Source organism: Xanthomonas sp. LMG 12460 (genome assembly GCF_009192895.1).
Lineage (GTDB): Bacteria > Pseudomonadota > Gammaproteobacteria > Xanthomonadales > Xanthomonadaceae > Xanthomonas_A > Xanthomonas_A sontii.
Genome location: NZ_NKUH01000034.1, coordinates 1 through 22,025, shown reverse-complemented (window position 1 = coordinate 22,025; position 22,025 = coordinate 1). Strand labels below are relative to the sequence as shown.

18 protein-coding genes are annotated in these 22,025 nt (G+C 70.9%); 4 read left to right on the top strand and 14 right to left on the bottom strand.

Features of this window, described 5'->3' with window-relative positions; all coding sequences use genetic code 11:
- Nucleotides 1-19: 19 nt before the first annotated feature.
- The 10 genes from CEK66_RS07850 to CEK66_RS07805 form a co-directional block, all read right to left on the bottom strand.
- The gene (locus tag CEK66_RS07850; protein ID WP_152236493.1) at nucleotides 20-1,321 is read right to left on the bottom strand and encodes an ABC transporter permease; all 1,302 of its coding nucleotides are present in this window, start codon (nucleotides 1,319-1,321) and stop codon (nucleotides 20-22) included.
- Nucleotides 1,322-1,369: 48 nt separating this feature from the next.
- Nucleotides 1,370-2,599, bottom strand: a complete 1,230-nt coding sequence (locus tag CEK66_RS07845) for an FtsX-like permease family protein (RefSeq protein WP_152236530.1) — start codon at nucleotides 2,597-2,599, stop codon at nucleotides 1,370-1,372.
- 170 nt (nucleotides 2,600-2,769) lie between these two features.
- Nucleotides 2,770-3,996, bottom strand: coding sequence for an FtsX-like permease family protein (locus tag CEK66_RS07840; protein ID WP_152236491.1), 1,227 nt, complete (start codon nucleotides 3,994-3,996; stop codon nucleotides 2,770-2,772).
- Between the two features lie 46 nt (nucleotides 3,997-4,042).
- Entirely contained in the window at nucleotides 4,043-5,350 is a 1,308-nt protein-coding gene (locus CEK66_RS07835; protein ID WP_152236490.1) for an ABC transporter permease, read from the bottom strand.
- Between the two features lie 12 nt (nucleotides 5,351-5,362).
- A complete protein-coding gene (locus tag CEK66_RS07830; protein WP_152236489.1) occupies nucleotides 5,363-6,577 on the bottom strand; it encodes an FtsX-like permease family protein in 1,215 nt (404 codons plus the stop codon).
- 15 nt (nucleotides 6,578-6,592) lie between these two features.
- Nucleotides 6,593-7,915: an ABC transporter permease gene (locus CEK66_RS07825; RefSeq protein WP_152236487.1), complete on the bottom strand. Its 1,323-nt coding sequence runs from the start codon at nucleotides 7,913-7,915 to the stop codon at nucleotides 6,593-6,595.
- 12 nt (nucleotides 7,916-7,927) lie between these two features.
- A complete protein-coding gene (locus tag CEK66_RS07820) occupies nucleotides 7,928-9,163 on the bottom strand; it encodes an FtsX-like permease family protein (RefSeq protein ID WP_026144633.1) in 1,236 nt (411 codons plus the stop codon).
- Between the two features lie 10 nt (nucleotides 9,164-9,173).
- Nucleotides 9,174-10,502, bottom strand: coding sequence for an ABC transporter permease (locus tag CEK66_RS07815; protein WP_226978534.1), 1,329 nt, complete (start codon nucleotides 10,500-10,502; stop codon nucleotides 9,174-9,176).
- A gap of 13 nt (nucleotides 10,503-10,515) precedes the next feature.
- Nucleotides 10,516-11,241: an ABC transporter ATP-binding protein gene (locus CEK66_RS07810; RefSeq protein WP_017910317.1), complete on the bottom strand. Its 726-nt coding sequence runs from the start codon at nucleotides 11,239-11,241 to the stop codon at nucleotides 10,516-10,518.
- 135 nt (nucleotides 11,242-11,376) lie between these two features.
- Nucleotides 11,377-12,645 (bottom strand): efflux RND transporter periplasmic adaptor subunit, encoded by a 1,269-nt coding sequence (locus CEK66_RS07805; protein ID WP_017910318.1) that lies wholly within the window; start codon nucleotides 12,643-12,645, stop codon nucleotides 11,377-11,379.
- A gap of 242 nt (nucleotides 12,646-12,887) precedes the next feature.
- On the opposite strand from CEK66_RS07805, the gene glmS reads away from it, so the two are divergent.
- Nucleotides 12,888-14,720 (top strand): glutamine--fructose-6-phosphate transaminase (isomerizing), encoded by a 1,833-nt coding sequence (glmS, locus tag CEK66_RS07800; RefSeq protein WP_152236529.1) that lies wholly within the window; start codon nucleotides 12,888-12,890, stop codon nucleotides 14,718-14,720.
- A 104-nt stretch (nucleotides 14,721-14,824) separates the two neighbouring features.
- Complete coding sequence (locus tag CEK66_RS07795; protein ID WP_152236484.1) at nucleotides 14,825-15,298, top strand: hypothetical protein; 474 nt, start codon at nucleotides 14,825-14,827, stop codon at nucleotides 15,296-15,298.
- A gap of 199 nt (nucleotides 15,299-15,497) precedes the next feature.
- Here the strand turns inward: CEK66_RS07795 and CEK66_RS07790 are convergent, their stop codons facing one another.
- The 4 genes from CEK66_RS07790 to CEK66_RS07775 form a co-directional block, all read right to left on the bottom strand.
- Complete coding sequence (locus tag CEK66_RS07790; RefSeq protein WP_152236483.1) at nucleotides 15,498-15,935, bottom strand: hypothetical protein; 438 nt, start codon at nucleotides 15,933-15,935, stop codon at nucleotides 15,498-15,500.
- A 154-nt stretch (nucleotides 15,936-16,089) separates the two neighbouring features.
- The gene (locus CEK66_RS07785) at nucleotides 16,090-17,283 is read right to left on the bottom strand and encodes a copper resistance protein B (RefSeq protein WP_152236481.1); all 1,194 of its coding nucleotides are present in this window, start codon (nucleotides 17,281-17,283) and stop codon (nucleotides 16,090-16,092) included.
- Nucleotides 17,280-19,097 carry a copper resistance system multicopper oxidase gene (locus CEK66_RS07780; RefSeq protein WP_152236480.1) on the bottom strand — a complete coding sequence of 606 codons (1,818 nt, stop codon included), beginning with the start codon at nucleotides 19,095-19,097 and terminating at the stop codon, nucleotides 17,280-17,282. Before CEK66_RS07780 ends, CEK66_RS07785 begins: the two co-directional genes overlap by 4 nt.
- Nucleotides 19,098-19,216: 119 nt before the next feature.
- The gene (locus CEK66_RS07775) at nucleotides 19,217-19,624 is read right to left on the bottom strand and encodes a CopL family metal-binding regulatory protein (protein ID WP_152236478.1); all 408 of its coding nucleotides are present in this window, start codon (nucleotides 19,622-19,624) and stop codon (nucleotides 19,217-19,219) included.
- A gap of 120 nt (nucleotides 19,625-19,744) precedes the next feature.
- Here CEK66_RS07775 and CEK66_RS07770 point away from each other — a divergent pair, with 120 nt between their 5' ends.
- Together CEK66_RS07770 and CEK66_RS07765 are read left to right on the top strand one after the other, a co-directional pair.
- The gene (locus CEK66_RS07770) at nucleotides 19,745-20,185 is read left to right on the top strand and encodes a heavy metal-responsive transcriptional regulator (RefSeq protein ID WP_152236477.1); all 441 of its coding nucleotides are present in this window, start codon (nucleotides 19,745-19,747) and stop codon (nucleotides 20,183-20,185) included.
- A partial coding sequence (locus CEK66_RS07765; protein WP_152236476.1) for a heavy metal translocating P-type ATPase occupies nucleotides 20,182-22,025 on the top strand: 1,844 nt, incomplete at its 3' end. The genes CEK66_RS07770 and CEK66_RS07765, both read left to right, overlap by 4 nt.

The following is a 22,025-nucleotide window of genomic DNA, read 5'->3' as shown; positions in this document are numbered from 1 at the left end:
AGAGGGCGCGCGCGGCGCGTCATTGCGACTTGAGTTGCAGGGCGGTGGACACACGCATCGCCTGCCAGGCCGGCAGCAGGCCGGCGAGCAGCGCGCTGCCCAGGCTCATCGCCAGGGCGAGCAGCAACATGCGGCCGTCCAGGTGCGCCAGCGCGGCGTAGTCGGCCGGCTGCTGCCGTACCAGCCAGGTGCCGATCCAGGCCAGCAGCAGGCCGCCGGCACCGCCGGCCAGGCCGATCGCCGCCGCTTCGATCAGATGCTGGGCGAAGATCGTCCGCCGCGAGGCGCCGAGCGCGCGGCGCACGCCGATCTCGCCGCTGTGGCGCAGAAACTTGGCCAGCATCAGCCCGGCGGTGTTGAGCAGGCAGATGCCCAGGAACGCCAGCGCCAGCCCCACCTGCAGACGCACGTCGGAGGGCACCGCGTGGTTGCGGTCCAACCAGGTCATCACGTCGCTGAGGCGGATGTCCGGCGGATGGCTGAAGCGGCCGGCGTCGCGCTGCTGTTGCGCATACGCTTGCAGGGCGTCCAGGTAGGCGACGCGTTTGCCGGGGCTGTCCAGTTCCACCCAGTACTGGATCCAGGCACAGGGGGCGTTTTCGCTGTTCTTGCCATCGGCCGTGTCGCCCCAGCAGGACATCGAGCCGCTGACGTCCAGGTCCAGGTCGCGTGCGGTGGAGAACGGCACGAAAACGTCCTCGCTGTTGCCGTACTCGGTATTGGTCAGGTCGTAGAAGCGCGGATTCATGTTCCAGTCGCCCATCACCCCGACCACCCGCAGCACGCTATCGCCGAGCTGCAGTTCGCGGCCGACGCTGTCCACGTCGCCGAACAGTTGCGCGTTGAGGCGTTGCGAGATGACCACCACGCGCGCGCGCCGGGCATCGTCGTCCGCGGTCCAGGCGTGGCCGTAGCGCATCGGCACCGCGAACATGGGGAAGAAATCGGCGCTGGTGTAGCGCGCTTCGGCGCCGAACGGGGTCTGCGCCGCTTGCGCAGGGATCACGGTCACGCCGCCGGCCGACATCATCGCCTGGCGGTCGCCGCGCCGGTCGCGCAGCAACGTCTCGGCATCGTGCCGGCTCAGTTGCTGCGGATCGGTGTCGTTCGGATCGTAGTGGTCGTCCGGCTGAAGATTGAGTTCGACATTGAACAGCTGCGCACTTTTGCCGGGAATGGGATCGGCCGCCAGCACGTGGAACACGGTCAGCGTGGTCATCGACGCGCCGATGCCGACCGCGATCGCCAGCACCATCAGGGCGGTCAGCAGGCGGTTGCGACCGAAGCTGTGCAGCGCCAGTTTGCAGTAGTAGCCGAACATCGTGGTGTCCTGGAGAAGGGGGCGGTGGCGGGCGATGGAAGGACGGGATCAGAGGCTGCGGGTGGCCACGGCCGGCGGCACCGCCGCCGCGCGCCGCGCCGGCGCGAGCACCGCGCACTGGCCGAGCAGCCACAGCGTCGCCGCGCCGAGCGGCAGGTAGGACAGCGGCAGCCGCGGCAGTTCGTACCGGCCCATCAGCCACTGGTTGATCGCGTACGCCAGCAGCATGCCCAGCGCGATGCCGGCGCTGGTCAGCAGGAAATTCTCGGCCTGGAAGTCGCGCAGGATCTGGCTGCGGGTGGCGCCGAGGGCACGGCGGATGCCGATCTGCCGGGTGCGCTGCTGCACCCAGAAACTGGCCAGGCCGACGATGCCCAGCGCGGTGACCACCAGCAACAACACGCACACCGCGCCGAGCAGCCACACCATGATGCGGTCGCCCTGGAAATAGGCGTCGCGGATCTCGCTGTAGGTCTGCTGATCGAGCACCAGCCGGCTGCTGTCCACCTGCATCAGCGCCGCGGTCGCCGCGGCGAGCACGGCCTGGCGTTGCGCCGGGTCGCGCACGCGCAGCACGTACAGCCCGTCGGTGTAGGGCATGCGCAGCGGAATCAGCAATGCGTAGGGCGCCTGCGCCGGGCCGACCAGGTCCGGGTTGGGGCGGGCCAGGGCGTCGACGATGCCGACCACCTGCGCCGGCACGGTGCCGCGGTAAACGGTCCTGCCCAGCGCGTTCTGTCCGGGAAACATCTTCTCCGCCGCCGCCCGGTTGAGGATGACCGCGCCGCCGGCGTTGCGCAGGCGCTCGTCGTTGCGCACGGCGTCCAGGTCCAGGTATTCGTCGGCGCGGAAATCGCGCCCGGCGATCAGGCGCAGGCCCAGCGTGCGCAGCGTGGCGTCCTCGGCCTTGTACTGCGCGGCATTGAGCGTGGGCCATTCCTGGTCGGGGGTCAGATTCAGGCCGACGTTCCAGGCGGCGTCCCCGAACGGCATCTGGTTGACGACGGTGGCGTTGCGCACGCCGGGCAGCGCGCGCAACGCGGCCAGGTCTTCGCGGGTGCGTGCCGCCGCGTCGACCTGCCGGCCGATGCCGCCGAGGGCGATCGTCACCAGTTCCGCTTCGGCGACGCCGCTGGCGCTGCGCAGGGTCGCGATGCGGTTGCCGATCAGGAACAGCGCGTTGCAGACGATCGCGCAGGCCAGCGCGATCTCCAGCACGATCAGCGTCGCCGCGGTGCGGTGCCGGGACAGCGTCGAGAGCATCGGACCCAGTGCCATGGCGGCGACGTTCAACGGCCGCGCCGCACCGGCGCCGCCAGGCCGATCGGGCATGGCTGCGGCCACGCAGGCGCGTGGCGCAGGAGACCGGAGGACGGCAGTGGGCGATGGTTGCGGGGCATGGCGCGCTCGATGAAAAAAGGCCGGCCGGAGCCGGCCAACGGGATGGATCAGGTGCTGCGGGTGGCGACGGCCGGCGGCACGTCGGCGGCGCGGCGCGCCGGCGCGAACACCGCCAGCTGGCCGAGCAACCACAGCGCCACCGCGCCGATCGGCAGGTAGGACAGCGGCAGCCGCGGCAGTTCGTACTTGCCCATCAGCCACTGGTTGATGGCGTAGGCCAGCAGCATGCCGAGCACGATGCCGGTGCTGGCCAGCAGGAAGTTCTCGGTCTGGAAGTAGCGCAGGATCTGCCCGCGGGTGGCGCCGAGCGCGCGGCGGATGCCGATCTGCTTGGTGCGCTGCTGCACCCAGAAGCTGGCCAGGCCGACGATGCCCAGCGCGGTTACCACCAGCAACGCCACGCACACCGCGCCGAGCAGCCACACCATGGCGCGGTCGCCCTGGAAGTAGGCGTCGCGGATCTCGCTGTAGGTCTGCTGCTTGAGCACCAGCCGGCTGCTGTCGACCTTCATCAGCGCCGCGGTGGCCGCGTTCAGCACTTCCTGGCGCCGCGCCGGGTCGGTGACGCGCAGCACGTACAGGCCGTCGGTGTAGCTCAGGCGAAACGGCAGCAGCATCGCGTAGTCGATCTCGGCCAGGCCGCTGGCGGCGGTGGGCCGCGCCAGGGTCTCGACGATGCCGACCACGCGGGCGCCCACCGGCCCGGTGTACACGGTCTTGCCCAGCGCGTTCTGCCCCGGGAACATCTTTTCCGCGGTGGCGCGGTTGAGGATGATCGCGGTGCCTTTCTCCTGGATCCGCTTGTCGGTCTGCGCCGCTTCCAGATCCATGTACTCGTCGGGCGCGAAATCGCGACCGGCCACCAGCTTCAGGCCCAGGGTCTTCAGCGTGCCCTCCTCGGCCATGTACTGCGCCGCGTTGAGGGTGGGCCGCTCCTGGTCCGGGGTCAGCGACAGGCTGGTGTTCCAGGAGTAGTGCACGAACGGCACCTGGTTGAGCAGGGTGGCGTTACGCACGCCGGGTACGGCGCGCAACGCGGCCAGGTCCTCGCGGGTGCGCGCGGCGGCGTTGACCTGCTGGCCGATGCCGCCCAGCGAGATCGTCACCAGTTCCGACTCGGCGATGCCGCTGGGCCGGTGCAGGGTCTCGATGCGGTTGCCGATCAGGAACAGCGCGTTGCACACGATCGCGCAGGCCAAGGCGATCTCCAGCACGATCAGCGCGGCGGCGGTCTTGTGCCGGCGCAGGGTGGACAGGATGGGGCGGATATCCATGGCGATGACCTTGTTAGAAAGCGTGGAAGGCGCAGGGCGCGCAGGATCAGGACTTGAGCTGCAGGGCGGGGGCCACCTGGATGGCGCGCCACGACGGCAACAGGCCGGCGAGCAGGCTGGCGCCCACCGCCATGGCGAAGGTCAGCGCCAGCATGCTGGGATCCAGATGCGCCAGCTTGGCGTAGCTGGCCGGCTGCTGGCGCACGGCCCACAGCCCGAGCGTGGCCAGTCCCAGGCCGGCCACGCCGCCGGCCAGGCCGATGGCGCCGGCCTCCACCAGGCATTGCGCGAAGATCGCCCCGCGCGAGGCGCCGAGCGCGCGACGCACGCCGATCTCGCCGCTGCGGCGCAGGAACTTGGCCAGCAGCAGGCCGACGGTGTTGAGCAGGCACACCAGCAGGAAGCCCATCGCCAGCCACAGCTGCAGGCGCACGTCGCCGGGCACCACTTCGTTGTGGTCCAGCCACTGCATGACGTTGCGCAGGCGCACGTTGTTGGGGCGCTGGAAGCGGCCGGCGGCGCGCTGCTGGGCCGAATAGTTCTCCAGGTAGGCCTTGTAGTCGGCGGCCTGCGCCGGGCTTTCCAGTTCCACCCAGTACTGCACCCAGGTGCATTGCGCGGCCTTGGGGTCGTGCAGGCCGGCCTCGCCATCCTTGCCCCAGCACTGCATCGGCCCGTAGCCGTAGTCCTGCGGCAGGTCCAGCCAGGTCTCGAACGGCATGTACAGTTCCTCCGGCGGCGTGTACGCGCCGGAGTTGAGATCGTAGAAGCGCGGCTGCGCGTTCCAGGCGTCGATCACTCCGATCACCCGGAACGGGCGTGTGGCGATGGTGAGGGTCTTGCCGACGCTGTCCGCGCCACCGAACAGCGCGTCGTTGAGCTTGCGGCTCAGCACCACCACCGGCGCGCGCTGGCTGTCGTCGCGCCGGCTCCAGCCGCTGCCGTACACGAAGCGCATGCCGAACATGCCGAACAGGTCGGCGGTGGCGGCGCGGGTGGTGAGCATGCGCAAGGGGCTGTTGGGCACGGTCTGGCGCACCGGCAGCCAGTTCGCGCTGGTCATGGTCTGCGCCGGCGCCGCCTGTGCCCGGTACAGCGCGGTGGCGTCCTGCCAGGTCAGCTCGTCCGGCGGCTCGGGGTCGGCGCTGGGCAGGTTGCGCGGACGCGGATCCAGCTGCGGATGGAACAGCGTGGCGCTGCGCCCGGGCAGCGGGTCGCCGGAGAGCGTGTGCAGCACGGTCAGCATGGTCATCGACGCGCCGATGCCGAGCGCCACGGCCAGCACCATCAGCCCGGTGAGGATGCGGTTGCGGCCGAAGCTGCGCAGCGCCAGGCGAAGGTAGTAAGCGAACATGCGGGCTCCGGGTCAGGCGCTGCGGGTGGCGATGGCGGGGGCGACGGCGGCGGCGCGCAGCGCCGGGCCGAGGACGGCGAGCTGGCCCAGCGCGCACAGCAGCAGCGCGCCGACCGGCAGGTAGCTGGCCGGCAACCGTTCCAGTTCGAAGACCCGCATCAGCAGCACGTTGCCGCCGTAGGCCAGCAACATGCCCAGGGCCACGCCGGCGCCGACCAGCAGCAGATTCTCGGTCTGGAAATAACGCAGGATGTCGCGGCGGGTGGCGCCGAGCGCGCGGCGGATGCCGATCTGCTTGGTGCGCTGCTGCACCCAGAAACTGGCCAGGCCGACGATTCCCAGCGCGGTCACCAGCAGCATCGCGACGATGATCGCCACCAGCAGCCCGGTCATCGCCCGGTCGCTCTGGAAATACGTCTGGCGCAGGTCGTCCAGCGGCTTGCTGTTGGCGTTGTCCAGCACCGCCTCGGGCACCGCCCGTGCCACTGCGGCGCGCGCCTGCGCCAACACCCGTGGCAAGTCGCGCGGATCGGCACGCAGCACATAGGTGCCGGACTGCGCGGCCTCGCGCACCGGGATCACCACCGACCAGTCGCTGCCGATCACGCCATCCTCGCTGCGGCCCGGATCGGGGCGCGCCAGGTGCTCCAGCGTGCCGATCACCCGGAAATGGCCGCCGGACCAGAATTCCTTGCCCAGCGGATCCTGGCCCGGCCACAGGTGCGCGGCCAGCGCCCGCGTGATCCACACACCGGCCGCGGTCGGGATGCCGTTGTCGAGCGGCTGGTAGTCCGCGTCGCCGAACGCGCGGCCGCTGTCCGGCTGCAGCGCCAGTGCCGCGACGGCGCCCGGGCTGACCATGTAGAAGTGCGGCACGCCGCCGACCCGGGTGCAGTCCTGGTCCAGGCAAAGCCCGTTGTTGAACACCGGCGGCGCGAACGGGACGGTGTTGATGGCACCTGCCGCGCGCACGCCGGGCGTGCGGCGCACCGCATCCAGCGCGCGGGCGTTGACGTCGGCGGCGTTGCAGCCGTCGCAGCCGGACAGCGACACCAGGCCCAGCGCGGTCTCGTCGATGCCGCTGCGCAGGTGCACCAGCTCCAGACGATTGCCGATCAGGAAGAAGGCGTTGCACAGCACGGCGCAGGCAAGCGCCACTTCCAGCGCGATCAGCGCGGCGGCGATGCGATGGCGCGACAGCGCGCTGAGGATGGGCGTGATCTGCATGGTCGCGGGCCCCGGTTACAGACTCTTGAGTTGCATGGCCGGCGCGATACGGCTGGCGCGCAGGGCGGGGAACAGGCCGGCGGCGAGGCTGCAGGCGATCGCCAGGGCGAAGGTGCCGGCGAACGTCGTCGGGTCCAGATGCGCCAGGTCGGCGTAGGCGGTGGGCTGCTGGCGCACGCTCCACAGGCCCAGCAGGGTCAGCAGCCAGCCGCCGGCGCCGCCGAGCAGGCCGATCACGCTGGCCTCGGTCAGGCACTGCGCGAAGATCGCGCGGCGCGAGGCCCCCAGCGCGCGGCGCACGCCGATCTCGCCACCGCGGCGCAGGAACTTGGCCAGCAGCAGGCCGACGCTGTTGAACAGGCACAGGCCCAGAAACGCCAGCGCCAGCCAACTCTGCAGGCGCACGTCGCCCGGCACCACGCGGTTATGGTCCAGCCATTGCGGCAGCGACAGCAGGCGCGCGGTGTCGGCGCGGCCGATGCGCCCGGCGGCGTGCTGCTGCGCGGCGTAGTCGGCCAGCAGCCGGCGGTAGTCGGCGACCTTCGCCGGCGTGTCCAACTGCACCCACAACTGCAGCCACACGCACGGCGCGCTGCGCAGGTCCAGGTTGGCCTCGGGCTTGCTGAAACAGGTCCACGGCTGGATGTGGCCGTCGTTGACCTCCAGGCTGCTGGACAGCGGCATGAACACGTCCTGCGGCCGTCCGTAGAAGCTGGCGGTATCGCCATGGGCGAAGCTGCCGCCGGCCAGCGTGTAGAACAGCGGCGACGGCCGCCACGGCGCCAGCACGCCGACGATGCGCACCGCCGTGCCGCGCACCAGCAGGCTGCGGCCGACGCTGTTGCGGCCCTGGAACAGCTTGGCGTTGAGGTCGGACGAGATCACCGCCACCCGCGCCCGGTCCTGGTCGTCGCGCGCGCGCCAGCCGCTGCCGTAGGCGAACGGCACCTGGAACATCGGGAAGAAATCGGCCTGGGTCATCAGCAACTGGGTCATGAACGGCGGGGTGGCGCCGTCCGCCGCGTGCACCTTGATCTCGCTCTCGGCGACCATGGCCTGGCGATCGGCGCGCCCGCGCGTCCACAGGTCCATGGCCGAGGGGTAGTCGAGCTTGTCGTACGGCGTCTGGTTGGCGCCGTTGCTGGGGCGCGGATCGAGTTGCGCGAAGAAGATCTGCTGGCTGCGCCCGGGCAAGGGATCGCCGGACAGCAACCGCATCACCGTCAGCGTGGTCATCGCCGCGCCGATGCCCACGGCGATGGACAGCACCATCAGCGCGGTGAGCACCGGGCTGCGGCGCAGGCTGCGTACTGCCAGTTGGATGTAGTAACGGAACATGGGGTCCTTGGCTCAGGCGCTGCGGGTGGCGGTGGCGGGCGGGATCGCGGCGGCGCGCCGCGCCGGCGACAACACCGCGCATTGGCCTAGCAGCAACAGGGCGAGCAAGCCGATCGGCAGGCAGGCGGCGGGCAGCCGCGGCAGCTCGTAGTGCTGCATCAACCAGAGATTGGCGATGTAGGCCAATGGCATGCCCAGGACCACGCCGCTGCCGATGACCACCAGGTTTTCCAGCAGGAAATGCCGCAGGATCTGGCCGCGGCTGGCGCCCAGGGCGCGGCGGATGCCGATCTGCCGGGTCCGCTGCTGGATCCAGAAACCGCTGAGACTGGCGATGCCGATCAGGGTGATGAGGGTGACCACCGCACTGGCGGTGCCGAACAGCCACACTGCGGCGCGGCGCGGCTGGAGCCGTTCGTTGCGCTGGGATTCGTAGTCGTTCGCACGGATCGTGATCCCGCGCAGCAGCGCGTCGCCGAACAACTGCTGCAGACGTTGCGGGATCTCGGCCATCACGGCCGCGCGCCGCTCCGGCGCGGTCCTCACCGCGTAGGTCAGGATCGGCGTCCCGGTGACTGTGCCCGCCGTCAGCATCGTGTACTCGGCCTTGCCGTCGTCCAGCGCGTCGAGCTGGTAGCGCAGCAGGTGGCGGACGATGCCGACCACGACGAAACGCTTGGTCGCGTTCGCCTGTCCGTTGGTGAGCACGCCGCCCAGCGCCGGGCGCGAGCCGAACAGCCGCTGCGCCAGCGCCTGGGTGAGGATGACCGCGGTGGTGCGGTCGGACGCGGTCGCGGCGGGCAGGTCGCCGACCCGCATTTCGTCGGCGCTGAAGTTGCGTCCGGCCACCAGGTCCAGGCCCAACGCATCGATCAGGTCGTCGCCGACCAGCAGGCTCACGCGCTCGGTCGCCGCAGGGCCGGCGACGCGGCCGACCATGACCATGGAGGAACTCATTGGCAGGCCGATCGTCGGCGAGACCGCGGTGACTCCGGGGATGCGGCGCAGCGTGTCGGTGCCGGCGCGGATCTGCGGCGCTTTCCAGCCGCCTTGGCCATTGATCACCTGGTCGACCAAAATGACCTCATCGCGGGCGATGCCGTCCGGGACCAGCATCGGCGCCAGCTTCTGCCACAGCAGGAACAGCACGTTGGTCAGGATCGCGCAGGCCAGGACGGTCTGCACGATCACCAGCAGCGGCATCAGCGGATGCCGCAACAGGGGTGAGAGATAGGGGCGCAGTGGCATCGACGGGCCCTCAGAGGCTTTTCACTTGCAGCGCCGGTTGCAGCAACGCTGCACGCCACGCCGGGAGCAGGCCGACCAGCAGGCCGGTGCCGATCGCCAGCGCCACCATCGCCAGGAACAGGCTGGGCTGGAAGCGTGCCAGGTCGCTGTAGGCCTCCGCCTGCATGCGCACGATCCACAGGCCGAACAGCGTGGCCGGCAATGCCAGCACGCCGCCCAACAGGCCGATCGCGCCGGCTTCGGTCAGGCAGCGGACGAACACCGCCGCGCGCGGGGCGCCCAGGACCCGGTGCACGCCGATTTCGGCGGAGCGGCGCAGGAAACGTGCGGCCAGCAGGCCGGCGACATTGACGATGCACAGCCCGAGCAGCGCGAGCGCCAGCCAGACGTTCAGGCGCACGCTGTCCGGGACCACGCGGTTGCGCGCAAGCCACTCGGCCACGCCGTACAAGGCGACCTGCGGCGCGCGCTGGAAAACCCCATCGGCATGGCGCGCTTGTGCGAACGCGGACAGCGCATCGCGGTAGGCGTTTACCTGCACGGGGGTGGACAACTGCGCCCAGAGCATCAGCCAGCGGCAGGCACCGAGGTCGAGTTCGTTGAAGCGCACGCCGGCGTGGCCGGTGTCGTCGCAGTCCTGGACGAATCCCGGCTTGGCGTCCGCGTCCAGGGCCGCCCGTGCCGGAACGAACACCTCCAGCGGATACTGCTGCCAGGCCGCTTCCGGCCCATTGAGGAAGTAGAAGGCCGGGCGCGGTCTCCAGTCGTCGCTGATGCCGACGACCTGGAACAGCTGCTTGCCCAGTCGGATCTGCCGGCCGACGCCGTTCTCGCTGCCCAGCAGCTTCAGGCTGAGCGCGTGGCTGATGATGGCCACCGGCGCACGGTTGCGTTCTTCTGCGTCCGTCCAGTAGCGGCCGGACCGCAGCGGCAGGCCGAACAGCGCCGGCATCGGTCCCAGCGCGCTGATCGCGTAGGCCTGCTGGTGGCGCGTGCGTGCCTGGTCGCTCACGTCGAACGTGCTCAGCGTCAGCGCCGCCTGCCGCACCTGCGGCAGCGTAGCCATGAATGCCGTGGCATCGTCCAGCTTCCACAGCGCCTGAGGCGGCTCGCCAGCGTCGGGGTCGTCCTGGCGGGCGACCTGCCGCGAGTCCACCCAGCCCAGGTACAGCTGCTGGCTGAGGCCGGGCAGTGGATCGGCGGACAGCATCGCCTGCAAGGTCAGCATCGTCATCACCGATGCCAGGCCCAGGGCGAGCGTGAGCACGGCGAGCAACACCGTGCGCGGATGCCGACGCATTCCACGCAATCCCAGTTCCACGGCATACGGCAGCGACATGGCAGGGCCTGTCTCAGCGGTGATCGTTGGCGGACGCCGCCGCCGCGCCGCCCTGCACCAGCACCGGTTCGCGCTGCAGGTCGGTGGCCTGGCCGTCGACGATGTGCACGTTGCGCTGCGCGCGCGCGGCCAGTTCCGGGTCGTGGGTGACCATGACGATGGTCGAGCCCTGCGCATTGATCTCCTCCAGCAGTTCCATCACCCCGCGCGCCATCTGCGAGTCGAGGTTGCCGGTCGGTTCGTCGGCCAGCAGCAGGCGCGGGCTGCCGGCCAGGGCGCGGGCGATCGCCGCGCGCTGCTGCTGGCCGCCGGACAGTTCGGACGGATAGTGCTTCATGCGCGAGCCCAGCCCGACCCGGCTCAGCGCCTCCTCGATGCGCTGCTTGCGCTCGGCCGCGCCCATGCCGCGGTAGCGCAGCGGCACGTCGACGTTGTCGAACAGGTTGAGGTCGGGGATCAGGTTGAAGCCCTGGAAGATGAAGCCGATCTTCTGGTTGCGCATGCGCGAGCGCGCATCGTCGTTGAGGTTGCTGACGTCCTGGCCGTCGAGCAGGTACTGGCCGCTGGTGAAGGTTTCCAGCAACCCGGCGATGTTGAGGAAGGTGGTCTTGCCCGACCCCGACGGCCCGGTGACGGCGACGAACTCGCCCTCGCGGACATGCAGGTCCAGCGAGCGCAACGCATGCGTCTCGACCTGTTCGGTGCGGAAGACCTTGGAGACGGAGCGCATTTCGAGCATGGCGTGAGTTCCTGTGGTGGTGGAGCGGGGATTGGGGATTAGGGATTAGGGATGTCGGGATTCGGAATCAGTGGCCAGGAAAGGAAAACGAGAGAGGCTTGCGAATCCCCAATCCCGACTCCCCAATCCCAGCCTTCAATGCACCGTCACCTGCGGCGCATCGCCGAACAGGTCGCTGCCGGAGACCACGACCCGGTCTCCCGGCTGCAGGCCCGAGCGCACTTCGACTTCGCCCAGGCTGGTGACGCCCAGTTCGACCGGGCGGCGCACCGCCGAGTCGCCGTCCATGACGTAGGCGTAGCGGCCGCCGGACTGCTCGACGAACGGGCCGCGCTCGAGCTTGAGCACGTTCTTGCGGGTATCCAGCAGCACCCGCGCGCTCATGCGCTGGCTCTGGCGCAGGCCCGGCGGCTGCTTGTCGGTGAAGCGGATGCGCGCGTTGACCTCGCCGTTGACCACTTCCGGCGACACCGCCGAGATCGCGCCGGCGAAGGGTTCGCCGGCACCGCTGGTCAACTGCGCCGGCATGCCGATCGCCAGGTCGCGGGCGAAGCTTTCCGGCACCTTGATCTCCAGTTCGAACTTGGAGAGGTCGACCACGCTCAACACCGGCGCGTTGGCGGCGACGTTGGTGTGCTGCGAGACCTGCACCTGGCCGACCTGGCCGTCGAACGGCGAGCGCAGGGTCAGCAGGTCGACCTGGCGCTGCACCTCGGCCACCACCGCGCGCTGGCGCTCGGCGAGCAGGCGCTTGTTGCGCGCGTCCAGCGAGGCGCCCTGCGCCTGCAGGCCCGAATCCTTCTGCGCGTGGCTCATCGCGATGTCGGCTTTCTTCAGGGTGTCCTGGGCCTTGGCCAGTTCCACTGCCGGCACCGCGCCGCCTTCATAGCCGCGCTGGTAGCGCTCCAGGTCGCGGCTGGCCGCCTGCCGTTCGATCTGCGCCTGGTCGATCAGCTTGCTGGCGTTGGCGCGGGCCAGGGTCGCGTCCAGGTCGGCACGGCCGGCCTCGGCCTGCAGGCCGGCCAGGGTGGCTTCTTCCTGGGCGAGCTTGCTGCGCAGTTCCGGGCTGTCGATCTCGGCCAGCTCCTGGCCCTGCTTGACCACGTCGCCGGCGACCACCTTCAGGGTCACCGTGCCGCCGGAGATCGCGTACAGGGTGGGGCTGTTGGCGGCGATCAGGCGGCCGTCGGCGGAGATGTCGCGGACCAGGTCGCCGCGGGTCACCGTGGCGATGCGCACCCGCTGTGCGTCGAACGAGCGGCTGCCGGCGATCCAGCCGCGTGCGGCGAAGGCGATGCCAAGCAGCACCAGCGCCGCGATCAGCCCGGGCCACAGCCAGCGGCGCCAGGCCGCGGAGCGGGGGCGGGCGAGAACCTGGTCCTGGGCGGAGGTGTCACGGATCATCGGACGGTCGCAGCGGTGAGGATGGGGACTTCACAGCACGATGCGTGCCAATTGCAAGTCATTGAATTACATGGGTGCGGACGGTGCGGACAGGTGTCCGGGTGTCCGCGGACACGTTCGCGGACACCAGGGCGGGGGCATGCTCGGGAATGGGTGACACGCCCTGTGTCCGGCAGCGGACAGCGGCGAGACATTCAGCGGACTTCGCTAGAATGATGGACTTTTCGTCTGAGGGGCTGGCTATGTGCGGTATCGTCGGTGCGATCGCGGATCGCGATGTGGTTCCGGTCCTGATCGAGGGGCTCAAGCGCCTGGAATACCGGGGCTACGACTCGGCCGGCATCGCCGCCATCGCCGACGGGCAGGTCCACCGCGTGCGCCGTACCGGCCGCGTGTCCGAGACCGAGAGCGCCGCGCTGGCCGAAGGCCTGCACGCGCCGCTGGGCATCGGCCACACCCGCTGGGCGACCCATGGCGGCGTCACCGAGGCCAATGCGCACCCGCACGTCAGTCATGGCGACCTGGCGCTGGTCCACAACGGCATCATCGAGAACCACGAGCAGCAGCGCGAGCGCCTGACCGCGCTGGGCTACGTGTTCGAATCGCAGACCGATACCGAGGTCATCGCCCACCTGATCCACCACTACATCGCCCAGGGCCGCGACCTGCTCGGCGCGCTGCAGGCGGCGGTGAAGGAGCTGACCGGCGCCTATGCCGTGGCCGCGGTGAGCAAGTCGCGCCCGGACCTACTGGTGTGCGCGCGCATGGGCTGCCCGCTGCTGATCGGCCTGGGCGAGGGCGAGAACTTCATCGCCTCGGATGTCTCGGCGGTGATCCAGGCCACGCGCCGGGTGATCTTCCTGGAAGAAGGCGACACCGCCGAACTGCGCCGCGACGGCGTGCAGGTGTACGACGCGCAGGACCAGCCGGTGCAGCGCGAGCCGCACGTGTCCGACGTGTCGCTGGCCTCGCTGGAGCTGGGCCCGTACCGCCACTTCATGCAGAAGGAGATCCACGAGCAGCCGCGCGCGCTGGCCGACACGCTGGAGGCGCTGTTCGACGCCGGCGGCTTCGACACCACGCTGTTCGGCAGCAAGGCCGAGGCGCTGCTGGCCGACGTGGACGGCGTGCAGATCCTGGCCTGCGGCACCAGCTACTACGCCGGGCTGACCGCGCGCTATTGGATCGAAGGCATCGCCGGGCTGCCGTGCAGCGTCGAGATCGCCAGCGAGTACCGCTACCGCGATGCCTGCGCCAATCCGCGGCAGCTGATCGTGACCATCTCCCAGTCCGGCGAAACCCTGGACACGATGGAGGCGCTCAAGTACGCCAAGGCGCTGGGCCATACCAAGACCCTGTCGATCTGCAACGTGCCCGAGAGCGCGATCCCGCGCGCCAGTGCGATGGTGCTGTACACCCGCGCCGGCGCAGAGGTCGGCGTGGCTTCGACCAAGGCCTTCACCACCCAGCTGGCGGCGCTGTTCCAGCTCACCTGCGTGCTGGCCAAGCGCCGCGGGCGGCTGAGCGCCGAACAGGAGGCCGAGTACCTGGAGCAACTGCGGTACCTGCCCGGCAGCGTGCAGCACGTGCTCAACCTGGAACCGCAGATCGCGGTATGGGCCGAGCGCTTCGCCGACAAGCACAACGCGCTGTTCCTCGGCCGCGGCCTGCATTACCCGATCGCCCTGGAAGGCGCGCTCAAGCTCAAGGAGATCACCTACATCCACGCCGAGGGCTATCCGGCTGGCGAGCTCAAGCACGGCCCGCTGGCGCTGGTCGACGCCAACATGCCGGTGGTGGTGATCGCGCCCAACGACACCTTGTTGGAGAAGGTGAAGTCGAACATGCAGGAAGTGCGCGCGCGCGGTGGCGAGCTGTTCGTGTTCGCCGACCAGGACAGCAACTTCAACGAATCGGACGGCGTGCACGTGATCCGCACGCCGCGCCACGCCGGCGTGCTCAGCCCGGTGCTGCACACCGTGCCGGTGCAGTTGCTGGCCTACCACACCGCGCTGGCGCGCGGCACCGACGTGGACAAGCCGCGCAACCTGGCCAAGTCGGTGACGGTGGAGTAAGTCGCCGCACCGCTGGCTTGGCAGGCGCCATGGCCGGCTGCCAGCGCATTGGCCCGGGTTATGCATAAGCTTCCTGCGAGGGTTCCCACCACGCAGGAGGACGCATGTACGAGTCTTTCAGACAGGGGGCGCCGGCCGAGCTGTGGCAGGCGCTGGTGCACGAGGCCGGGCAGCGCCTGGGCCGGCCGCTGGACGAATCACGCGAGCACTATCTGGTGTTCATGCTGCTGCGCTACCAGCGCGACGCGCAGTTGCTGGCGCGCATCCAGGCGCTGGCCTGGCTGCATGCGCAGGAGCAGGTGGGGCGTGCACGTGCCGACGCCTTGCGTGAGGTCGGCGACGGTTGCCTGCTGATCGCCGGGCTGTTCCCTGGCGTGGCGGCGCGACGTCGGGTCAGCGTGGACTACTTCATCGATCTGGGCCGCGGCGCCTATGCCGAAGTCGCCGAGAGCCGCGACAGCGATGCGGGACTGTTCGCGCAACTTGCGCGCAGCTATCGCGAATTGGTCGGCACGCTGGGGGCGCTGCGTCCGCCGCGGCACGAGGTGGTGGGGTTGCAGGCGGCGCTGCACGCCTAGCTGAAGCATTCTTGCGGGAGCCGTGTTGTAGCAGCGGCTTCGGCCGTGGCGGGCATTGCCATGACGCCTGTCGTGGCCGATCCTGGAAACCGACAGCGCCGCGTCTGCGGGAGACGGCCGCACCGGCGCGCGCGGACGCGTCCAGGCCATCCAGCGCGCTCGCCCGCAGGCGCGGGCGCCCCTGGCATCGGCCCGCTGGCTACCGCACCGACGAAGGGGGCGACGACGCGTCCTGCTGCAGTTGCTGTTGGCCATCGGGTACCGCCATCAGCACGCCCGCGATGGCGCCGACGTCGGCGATGAGGCGCTCGGCGGTCTTCCCGGTCGGGACCCCCAACACGATGGCGCCGACGCGGTCGAGCGTGTACAGCATCGGGGCATGCCAGCCCGCCGCCGCCGCGCTGATGCGGCGCTTGGTCTGCTCGACGTCGCCGCTGCGATCGAAGTAGACGATCACTGCCCTGGCCGCGTTGGCGTCCTGCGCGTCGGCAGCCGCGTGGGTGCCGTCCGGCAGCAGAAGGCGTTGCTGCATGGCGGTCGAACATGCGCAAGCGGCGAGCACGGCCAGGCAGGCGATGCCTGCCCGGCCGAGCCACCGGCGGGCCGCGGGAACGGCGGCGTTGGCGGATTCGTGCATCGAGCGGGTCTCCTGGGCGATCGACGGTGACAGCCCCGCGTGCGTGGTGCGCACAGGGCCGCCCGAACCCTCGCATGTACCGGGTGAACTGCGGCCGACCCTGGATGGGGAGAACGACTGTCGACGGACAGCGCCGCGCCGCGTTGCCGTCCGCTCAGAACCAGAACCGCAGGCCGGCGACCCAGCGCGTCTCGCGCGCCGCCTCGCCATCGGCGCGGCGCAGGTCGGTGGTGTCGCCGAAGCTGCGCACGTGCTCCACGCCGACATACGGTGCGAATCGGCGGGTGACTTCGTAGCGCAGGCGCAACCCGCCCTCCACGGTGGTCAGGCCGCTGCCGATGCGATGCGCCGGATCGTCGCGCGCGGCCAGTTCCGCTTCCAGCCGTGGCTGCAGGATCAGGCGATTGGTCAGCAGCACGTCGTACTCGCCTTCCAGGTGCAGGCTGGCATGGCCGCCCTCGCCGACGTACAGCATGGCCGACACCTCGAACTTGTACGGCGCCATGCCTTGCACGCCGAACGCCGCCGAGGTTCGCGCGCGGCCCGGCGCGAATATCTGCCTGGCGCCGATCAGCATGTCCCACCAAGGCGAGATCGCGCGGCCATAAGCCAGTTCCAGCGAGGAGGCCGTGGTGCGGCCGCCCTCGCGTTCGCCGTCGCTGCGCAGCCACAGCCGGTCGATGTCGCCGCCGTACCAGCCGCGCGCTTCCCAGGCCTGGCCGCTGCCGTGGGCGTTGTCCCAGCCCTCCAGGCGATCGACCAGCAGGTAGCCGGTGCGCGCGGCGCCGTGCGCCATGCCGTGCTCGCGCAGCACCGGGAACGCGGCCGCACGGTCGGCGGCGGTGATCGGCGGGATCGGCTCGCGCGGCAGCGATGTGTCGGCGCTCGCAGGACAGTGGCACGCTGTCGGTTCGGGTGCAGGCGGCGTCGCATGGTCCATGCGGTCGTGATGCATGCCGTCGTGTGCGTGATGCGCGCGGTGGCTGTGATCGACCTGCGACGCCGGCGCGGCCGCGTGGTCCTTCGTGGCGTGGTCCATGTGCGCGTGCGACATGGCGTCGGCGTGCTCTGCCGCAGACGTGTCTTGCATGGTCGGCGCGTGCGCGGCATGCCCCATGGCTGCGTGGTCCATGGCGCCGTGCATTGCCGTGCCGGGCTGCGATGCCTCCGCAGCGCCCGCCATGGGTGTGGTGGCAGCGGGTGCCGGGCAGGCGCAGGGCGCGGCAGTGGGTGCGTCGCCGCCGTCGGTGTCGGCCGTGTGGGCATGCTGCGCATGCACCGCAGCGTGCGCGAGCAGCAGCGCCAGGCCGGTGGCCTGGGCGAGCGGAGCAAGGTGGGGGCGGCTCATGCGTCCACCCGCACTTCGCGCATCATGCCGCCGTCCATGTGGTAGAGCAGGTGGCAGTGGTAGGCCCAGCGGCCCAGCGCATCGGCGCGCACGCGGTAGCTGCGGCGCGTGCCCGGCGGCATGTCCACGGTGTGCTTGCGCACCTGGAAGCGGCCGGTGGCGTCTTCCACGTCGCTCCACATGCCGTGCATGTGGATCGGGTGCTGCATCATCGTGTCGTTGACCAGCACGATGCGCAGGCGCTCGCCGTAGTTCAGCCGCAGCGGCTCGGCGCTGGCGAAGGGAATGCCGTCGAACGACCAGGCGAACTTCTCCATGTTGCCGGTCAGGTGCAACTGGATCTCGCGCCCCGGCTCGCGTCCGTCCGGGTCCTCGAACAGGCTGTGCAGGTCGGCGTAGCTCAGCACGCGGCGGCCGTTGTCGCGCAGGCCGATGCCAGGGTCGTCCAGCCGCGGCGCAGTGGCGGCGGACTGCATGTCCACCAGCGGATTGCCGCGTTCGCTGTGTGGATGCGCAGGTGCGGTGGCAGCGCCTGCAGCCGCGAGCGCGGCGTGCTCCATGCTCGATATGCCGGCCATGTGCATGCTCGCCCCGCAACCGCCTTCCATACCGTGCATTGCCGTGCCGGCGCCGTGCTCCATGCCGGCGTGGCCGGCCATCGCGTGGCCCATATCCTGCATGCGCAGCAGCGGGCGCGGATCGTTCGCCGGCACCGGCGCCTGCAGGCCTTCGCGCACGGCCAGGGTGCCGCGCGCGTGGCCGGTGCGGCCCATGTCCTGGGCGAACACCGTGTAGGCGTCCTGGCCGCTGGGCTCGACCAGCACATCAAAGGTCTCGGCCGCGGCGATGCGGAACTCGTCCACGCTCACCGGATGCACGTATTGGCCGTCGGCGGCGACTACGGTCATCTTCAGCCCGGGGATGCGCACGTCGAAGTAGCTCATGCTGGAGGCGTTGATGAAGCGCAGCAGCACCTTCTCGCCGGGACGGAACAGCCCGGTCCAGTTGCCGGCCGGGGTCATGCCATTGAGCAGGTAGGTGTAGGTGTTGCCGTTGACGTCGGACAGGTCGCTGGGGGTCATGCGCATGCGCCCCCACATGCCGCGGTCGGCGAGGGTGGCGCGCAGCCCGTCCTCGCGCGCGTCGCGCAGGAAATCGCCGACGGTGCGCTGGTACAGGTTGTCGTAGGACGGCATCTGCTTCAGCCGCCGGAACAGCGCCGCCGGATCCAGGTCGGTCCAGTCCGACAGCAGTAGCACGTGCTCGCGGTCGTGGCGGTACGGCGGCGGCTCGCGCGGGTCGATGACGATGGCGCCGTACAGCCCGGCCTGCTCCTGGTGCAGCGAATGGCTGTGGTACCAGTAGGTGCCGGATTGGCGCAGGGCGAAGCGGTACTGGTAGGTCTCGCCCGGGTAGATGCCGTCGAAGCTCATGCCCGGCACGCCGTCCATGTTGGCCGGCAGCAGCAGGCCGTGCCAGTGCACCGAGGTCTGGGTGTGGCCGGGCAGGCGGTTGGCCACGCGGATGGTCACGGTGTCGCCTTCGCGCCAGCGCAGCAGCGGTGCCGGCACGCTGCCGTTGACCGCGATGGCGGGGCGCTCGCGCCCGGTGAAGTTGACCCGCGTACTGCCGATGCTCAGGTCCAGGTCGGTGCCGTGCAGCACGTAGGGCGCGGCGCCGTTGCGGGCCAGTGCGCTGGCATGGGCGTGGCGCAGCGGCAGCCCGGTGAGGCCGGCGGCGGCGCCCAGCGCCAGCCCGGTCACGAAGCGGCGCCGCGACGGCAGCGCCGGCAGGCCGGAAGAAGATGGGTTCATGTGCGATGTCCGTCAGCGGATGCGATGCGCCGCGCAGCGCCGAAGGACGCTGCAGGCACGGACGCGGCAGCGCCAGTGGGCTGCCGCCAGGAGGCCGCCCAACAGGCGGCCGCGCGCGCTCAGGCGCTGGGAGGACGTTCCAGCCGCGGCAGGCCGGGTGCGCCGTGCGCGCCCTGGGGAGCGGCGGCAATCAGGGTGCGGGGCAAGCGTGGCAGCGCCAGCGGCATCGCCAGCAGGGCCGGGAGCGGCTGCGCGTGCGGGCATTGGCAGCCGGCCATGCCGCCGCAGTTGCCGTGCTTGCCGGCATGGTCGTGGCAGTGCTCGCCGTGGTCGGTCGGCGGCGGTGGCGGTGCGTCGTGACAGGGCATCGCCGCATGCACCGGCGCCGCGCTGGCGACCGCGGCAGCCGCTTCGTGCGTCGCGCTGCCGTGCGCCGGCATGCCGGGCATCGCCATGGCGGCCGCGGTGCCGTTGAGCAGCAGGCTCAGGCACAGCAGCAGGCGCAGCAGGACGGCGAAGGTCGGCACGGACAGGCAGGACGTGGCGGCAGAAGGAACAAGAGGATACCGAAGCCGGCGTGGGCGGCAAGCGACCGCCATCCGGCAAGGCTTGACTCTGGACCCGAGTCCAGGGAGTAGGGTGTGCGCATGCGATCCGACCCCGCCACCGCCCGCTTCACCATCGGCGCGCTCGCCCGCCAGGCCGACGTCGCCATCGACACCGTGCGCTACTACGAACGCCAGGGCCTGCTGCCGCTCGCCCCGCGCCGCGCCTCCGGCTACCGCGAGTACGACGCCGCGGCGGTGCAGCGGGTGCGCTTCATCCGCCGCGCCAAGGAACTCGGCTTTTCGCTGGAGGAGATCGGCGAGTTGCTGGCGTTGCAGGACGATCGCGTGCATGGCGTGGAGGGCATCAAGCAGCGCGCCAGCGCGCGCCTGCAGGCGCTGGATCGGCGCATCGCCGAGCTGACCGAGATGCGCAATACCCTGGCGGCGCTGGTCGAGGAGTGCCCCGGCCGCGGTGCGCCGGACGCCTGCCCGATCCTGGGCGACATCCGCGGCGATGCCGCCGGCGAGCCGTCGCGATGAGCACGGGTCGCACCACCGCCTCGCTGACCTTGCCGGTGCAGGGCATGACCTGCGCCGCCTGCGCGGCGGGCGTGGAAAAAGCGCTCACGCGTCTGCCCGGCGTGGCGGCGCAGGCCAGCTATGCCGGCGCGCGCGTGCAGGTGGACTACGACCCGCAGCAGGTGGATCTGCCGACGCTGCTGCAGCGCATCCAGCAGGCCGGCTACAGCGTGCCCACCGAGACCCTGACCCTGGAGCTCAGCGGCCTGCACTGCGCCTCCTGCGTGGCGACGATCGACGCGGTGCTGGCGAAAATCCCTGGTGTCCTCGCCGGCCACGCCAACCTGGCCTCGGCCAAGGCGCGGGTGGAGATCGTGCCTGGTGCGGTCGAGCCGGCGGAGCTGGTCGCACGGATCGAACGCGCCGGGTTCGGCGCGCGCGTCGCCCAGGCCATGGACCCGGCGCAGCTGGCCGAGCGCGAGCGCAGCGAGCGGTGCGCCTGGCGACGCGAGCTGGGCCTGTTCGCCGCGGCGGTGTTGCTCACCCTGCCGTTCTGGGGGCAGATGCTCGGCATGCTGGATGGCGACGCCCTGCGCGGCGCGCACGTCGAACCGCTGCCGCGCTGGCTGCAGTTGCTGCTCGCCACCCCGGTGCAGTGCTGGATCGGCGCGCGTTTCTACCGCGCCGGCTACCGCGCGCTGCGCAACGGCAGCGCCAACATGGATGTGCTGGTCGCGCTGGGCACCGGCATGGCCTATCTGTACAGCGCCGTGGTCACCGTGGCCGGCCTGCACGGCCAGCACGTGTACTTCGAGGCCAGCACCAGCGTCATCACCCTGGTGCTGCTCGGGCGCCTGCTCGAAGCGCGCGCCAAGCGCCGCACCACCGCGGCGGTGCGCGCGCTGCTCGACCTGGCGCCGACCACCGCGCGGGTCGAGCGCGACGGCGTCATCGTGGAGGTGGACGCGGCGGAACTGGCGGTCGGCGATGTGTTCGTGGTCGCTGCCGGCGAGCGCGTGCCGGTCGACGGCGAGGTGCTCGAGGGCCATTCCAGCGTGGATGAGGCCATGCTGTCCGGCGAGGCCATGCCGGTGGCCAAGGCGCCGGGCAGTCGTCTGCACGCGGCCACGGTCAACCAGCTAGGCCTGTTGCGCGCGCGCGCCACCGGTGTCGGCGCCGACACCCTGCTGGCGCAGATCGTGCGCATGGTCGACGCCGCGCAAGGCTCGCGCGCGCCGATCCAGCGCCTGGTCGACCGCATCGCCGCGGTGTTCGTGCCGGCGGTGCTGGCGATCGCCGCGATCACCCTTGGCGCGACCTGGGCGCTGGGCGGCAGCTTCGCCGAGGCGCTGGTGCACGCGGTGGCGGTGCTGGTGATCGCTTGCCCATGCGCGCTGGGCCTGGCCACGCCGACCGCGATCATGGTCGGCACCGGCGTCGGCGCCCGCGCCGGCATCCTGATCCGCGACGCCGAGGTGCTGGAACGCGCCCGCGCGCTGACCGCGCTGGTGGTCGACAAGACCGGCACGCTGACCCTGGGCCAGCCGCAGGTGACCGCGGTGCTGGTCGCCGACGCGGCCGAGACCGCGCCGCTGTTGCGCCTGGCCGCGGCGCTGGAGACCGGCTCGGCGCATCCGCTGGCGCGCGCCATCGTGCAGCGCGCCGCCGAGTTGGGCGTGCGCGCGGCCGTGCCGGCACCGTCGGCCGAGGCGGTGCAGACGTTGCCGGGGCAGGGTGTGCGCGGCCGCGTGGACGGGCGCGAGGTGGCGCTGGGCGCGTTGGCATGGCTCGACGGCCTGGTCACCGCGCCGGCCGACCCGACGCTGCGCCGCCAGGCCGAGGCGGCGCAGGCGCAGGGCCA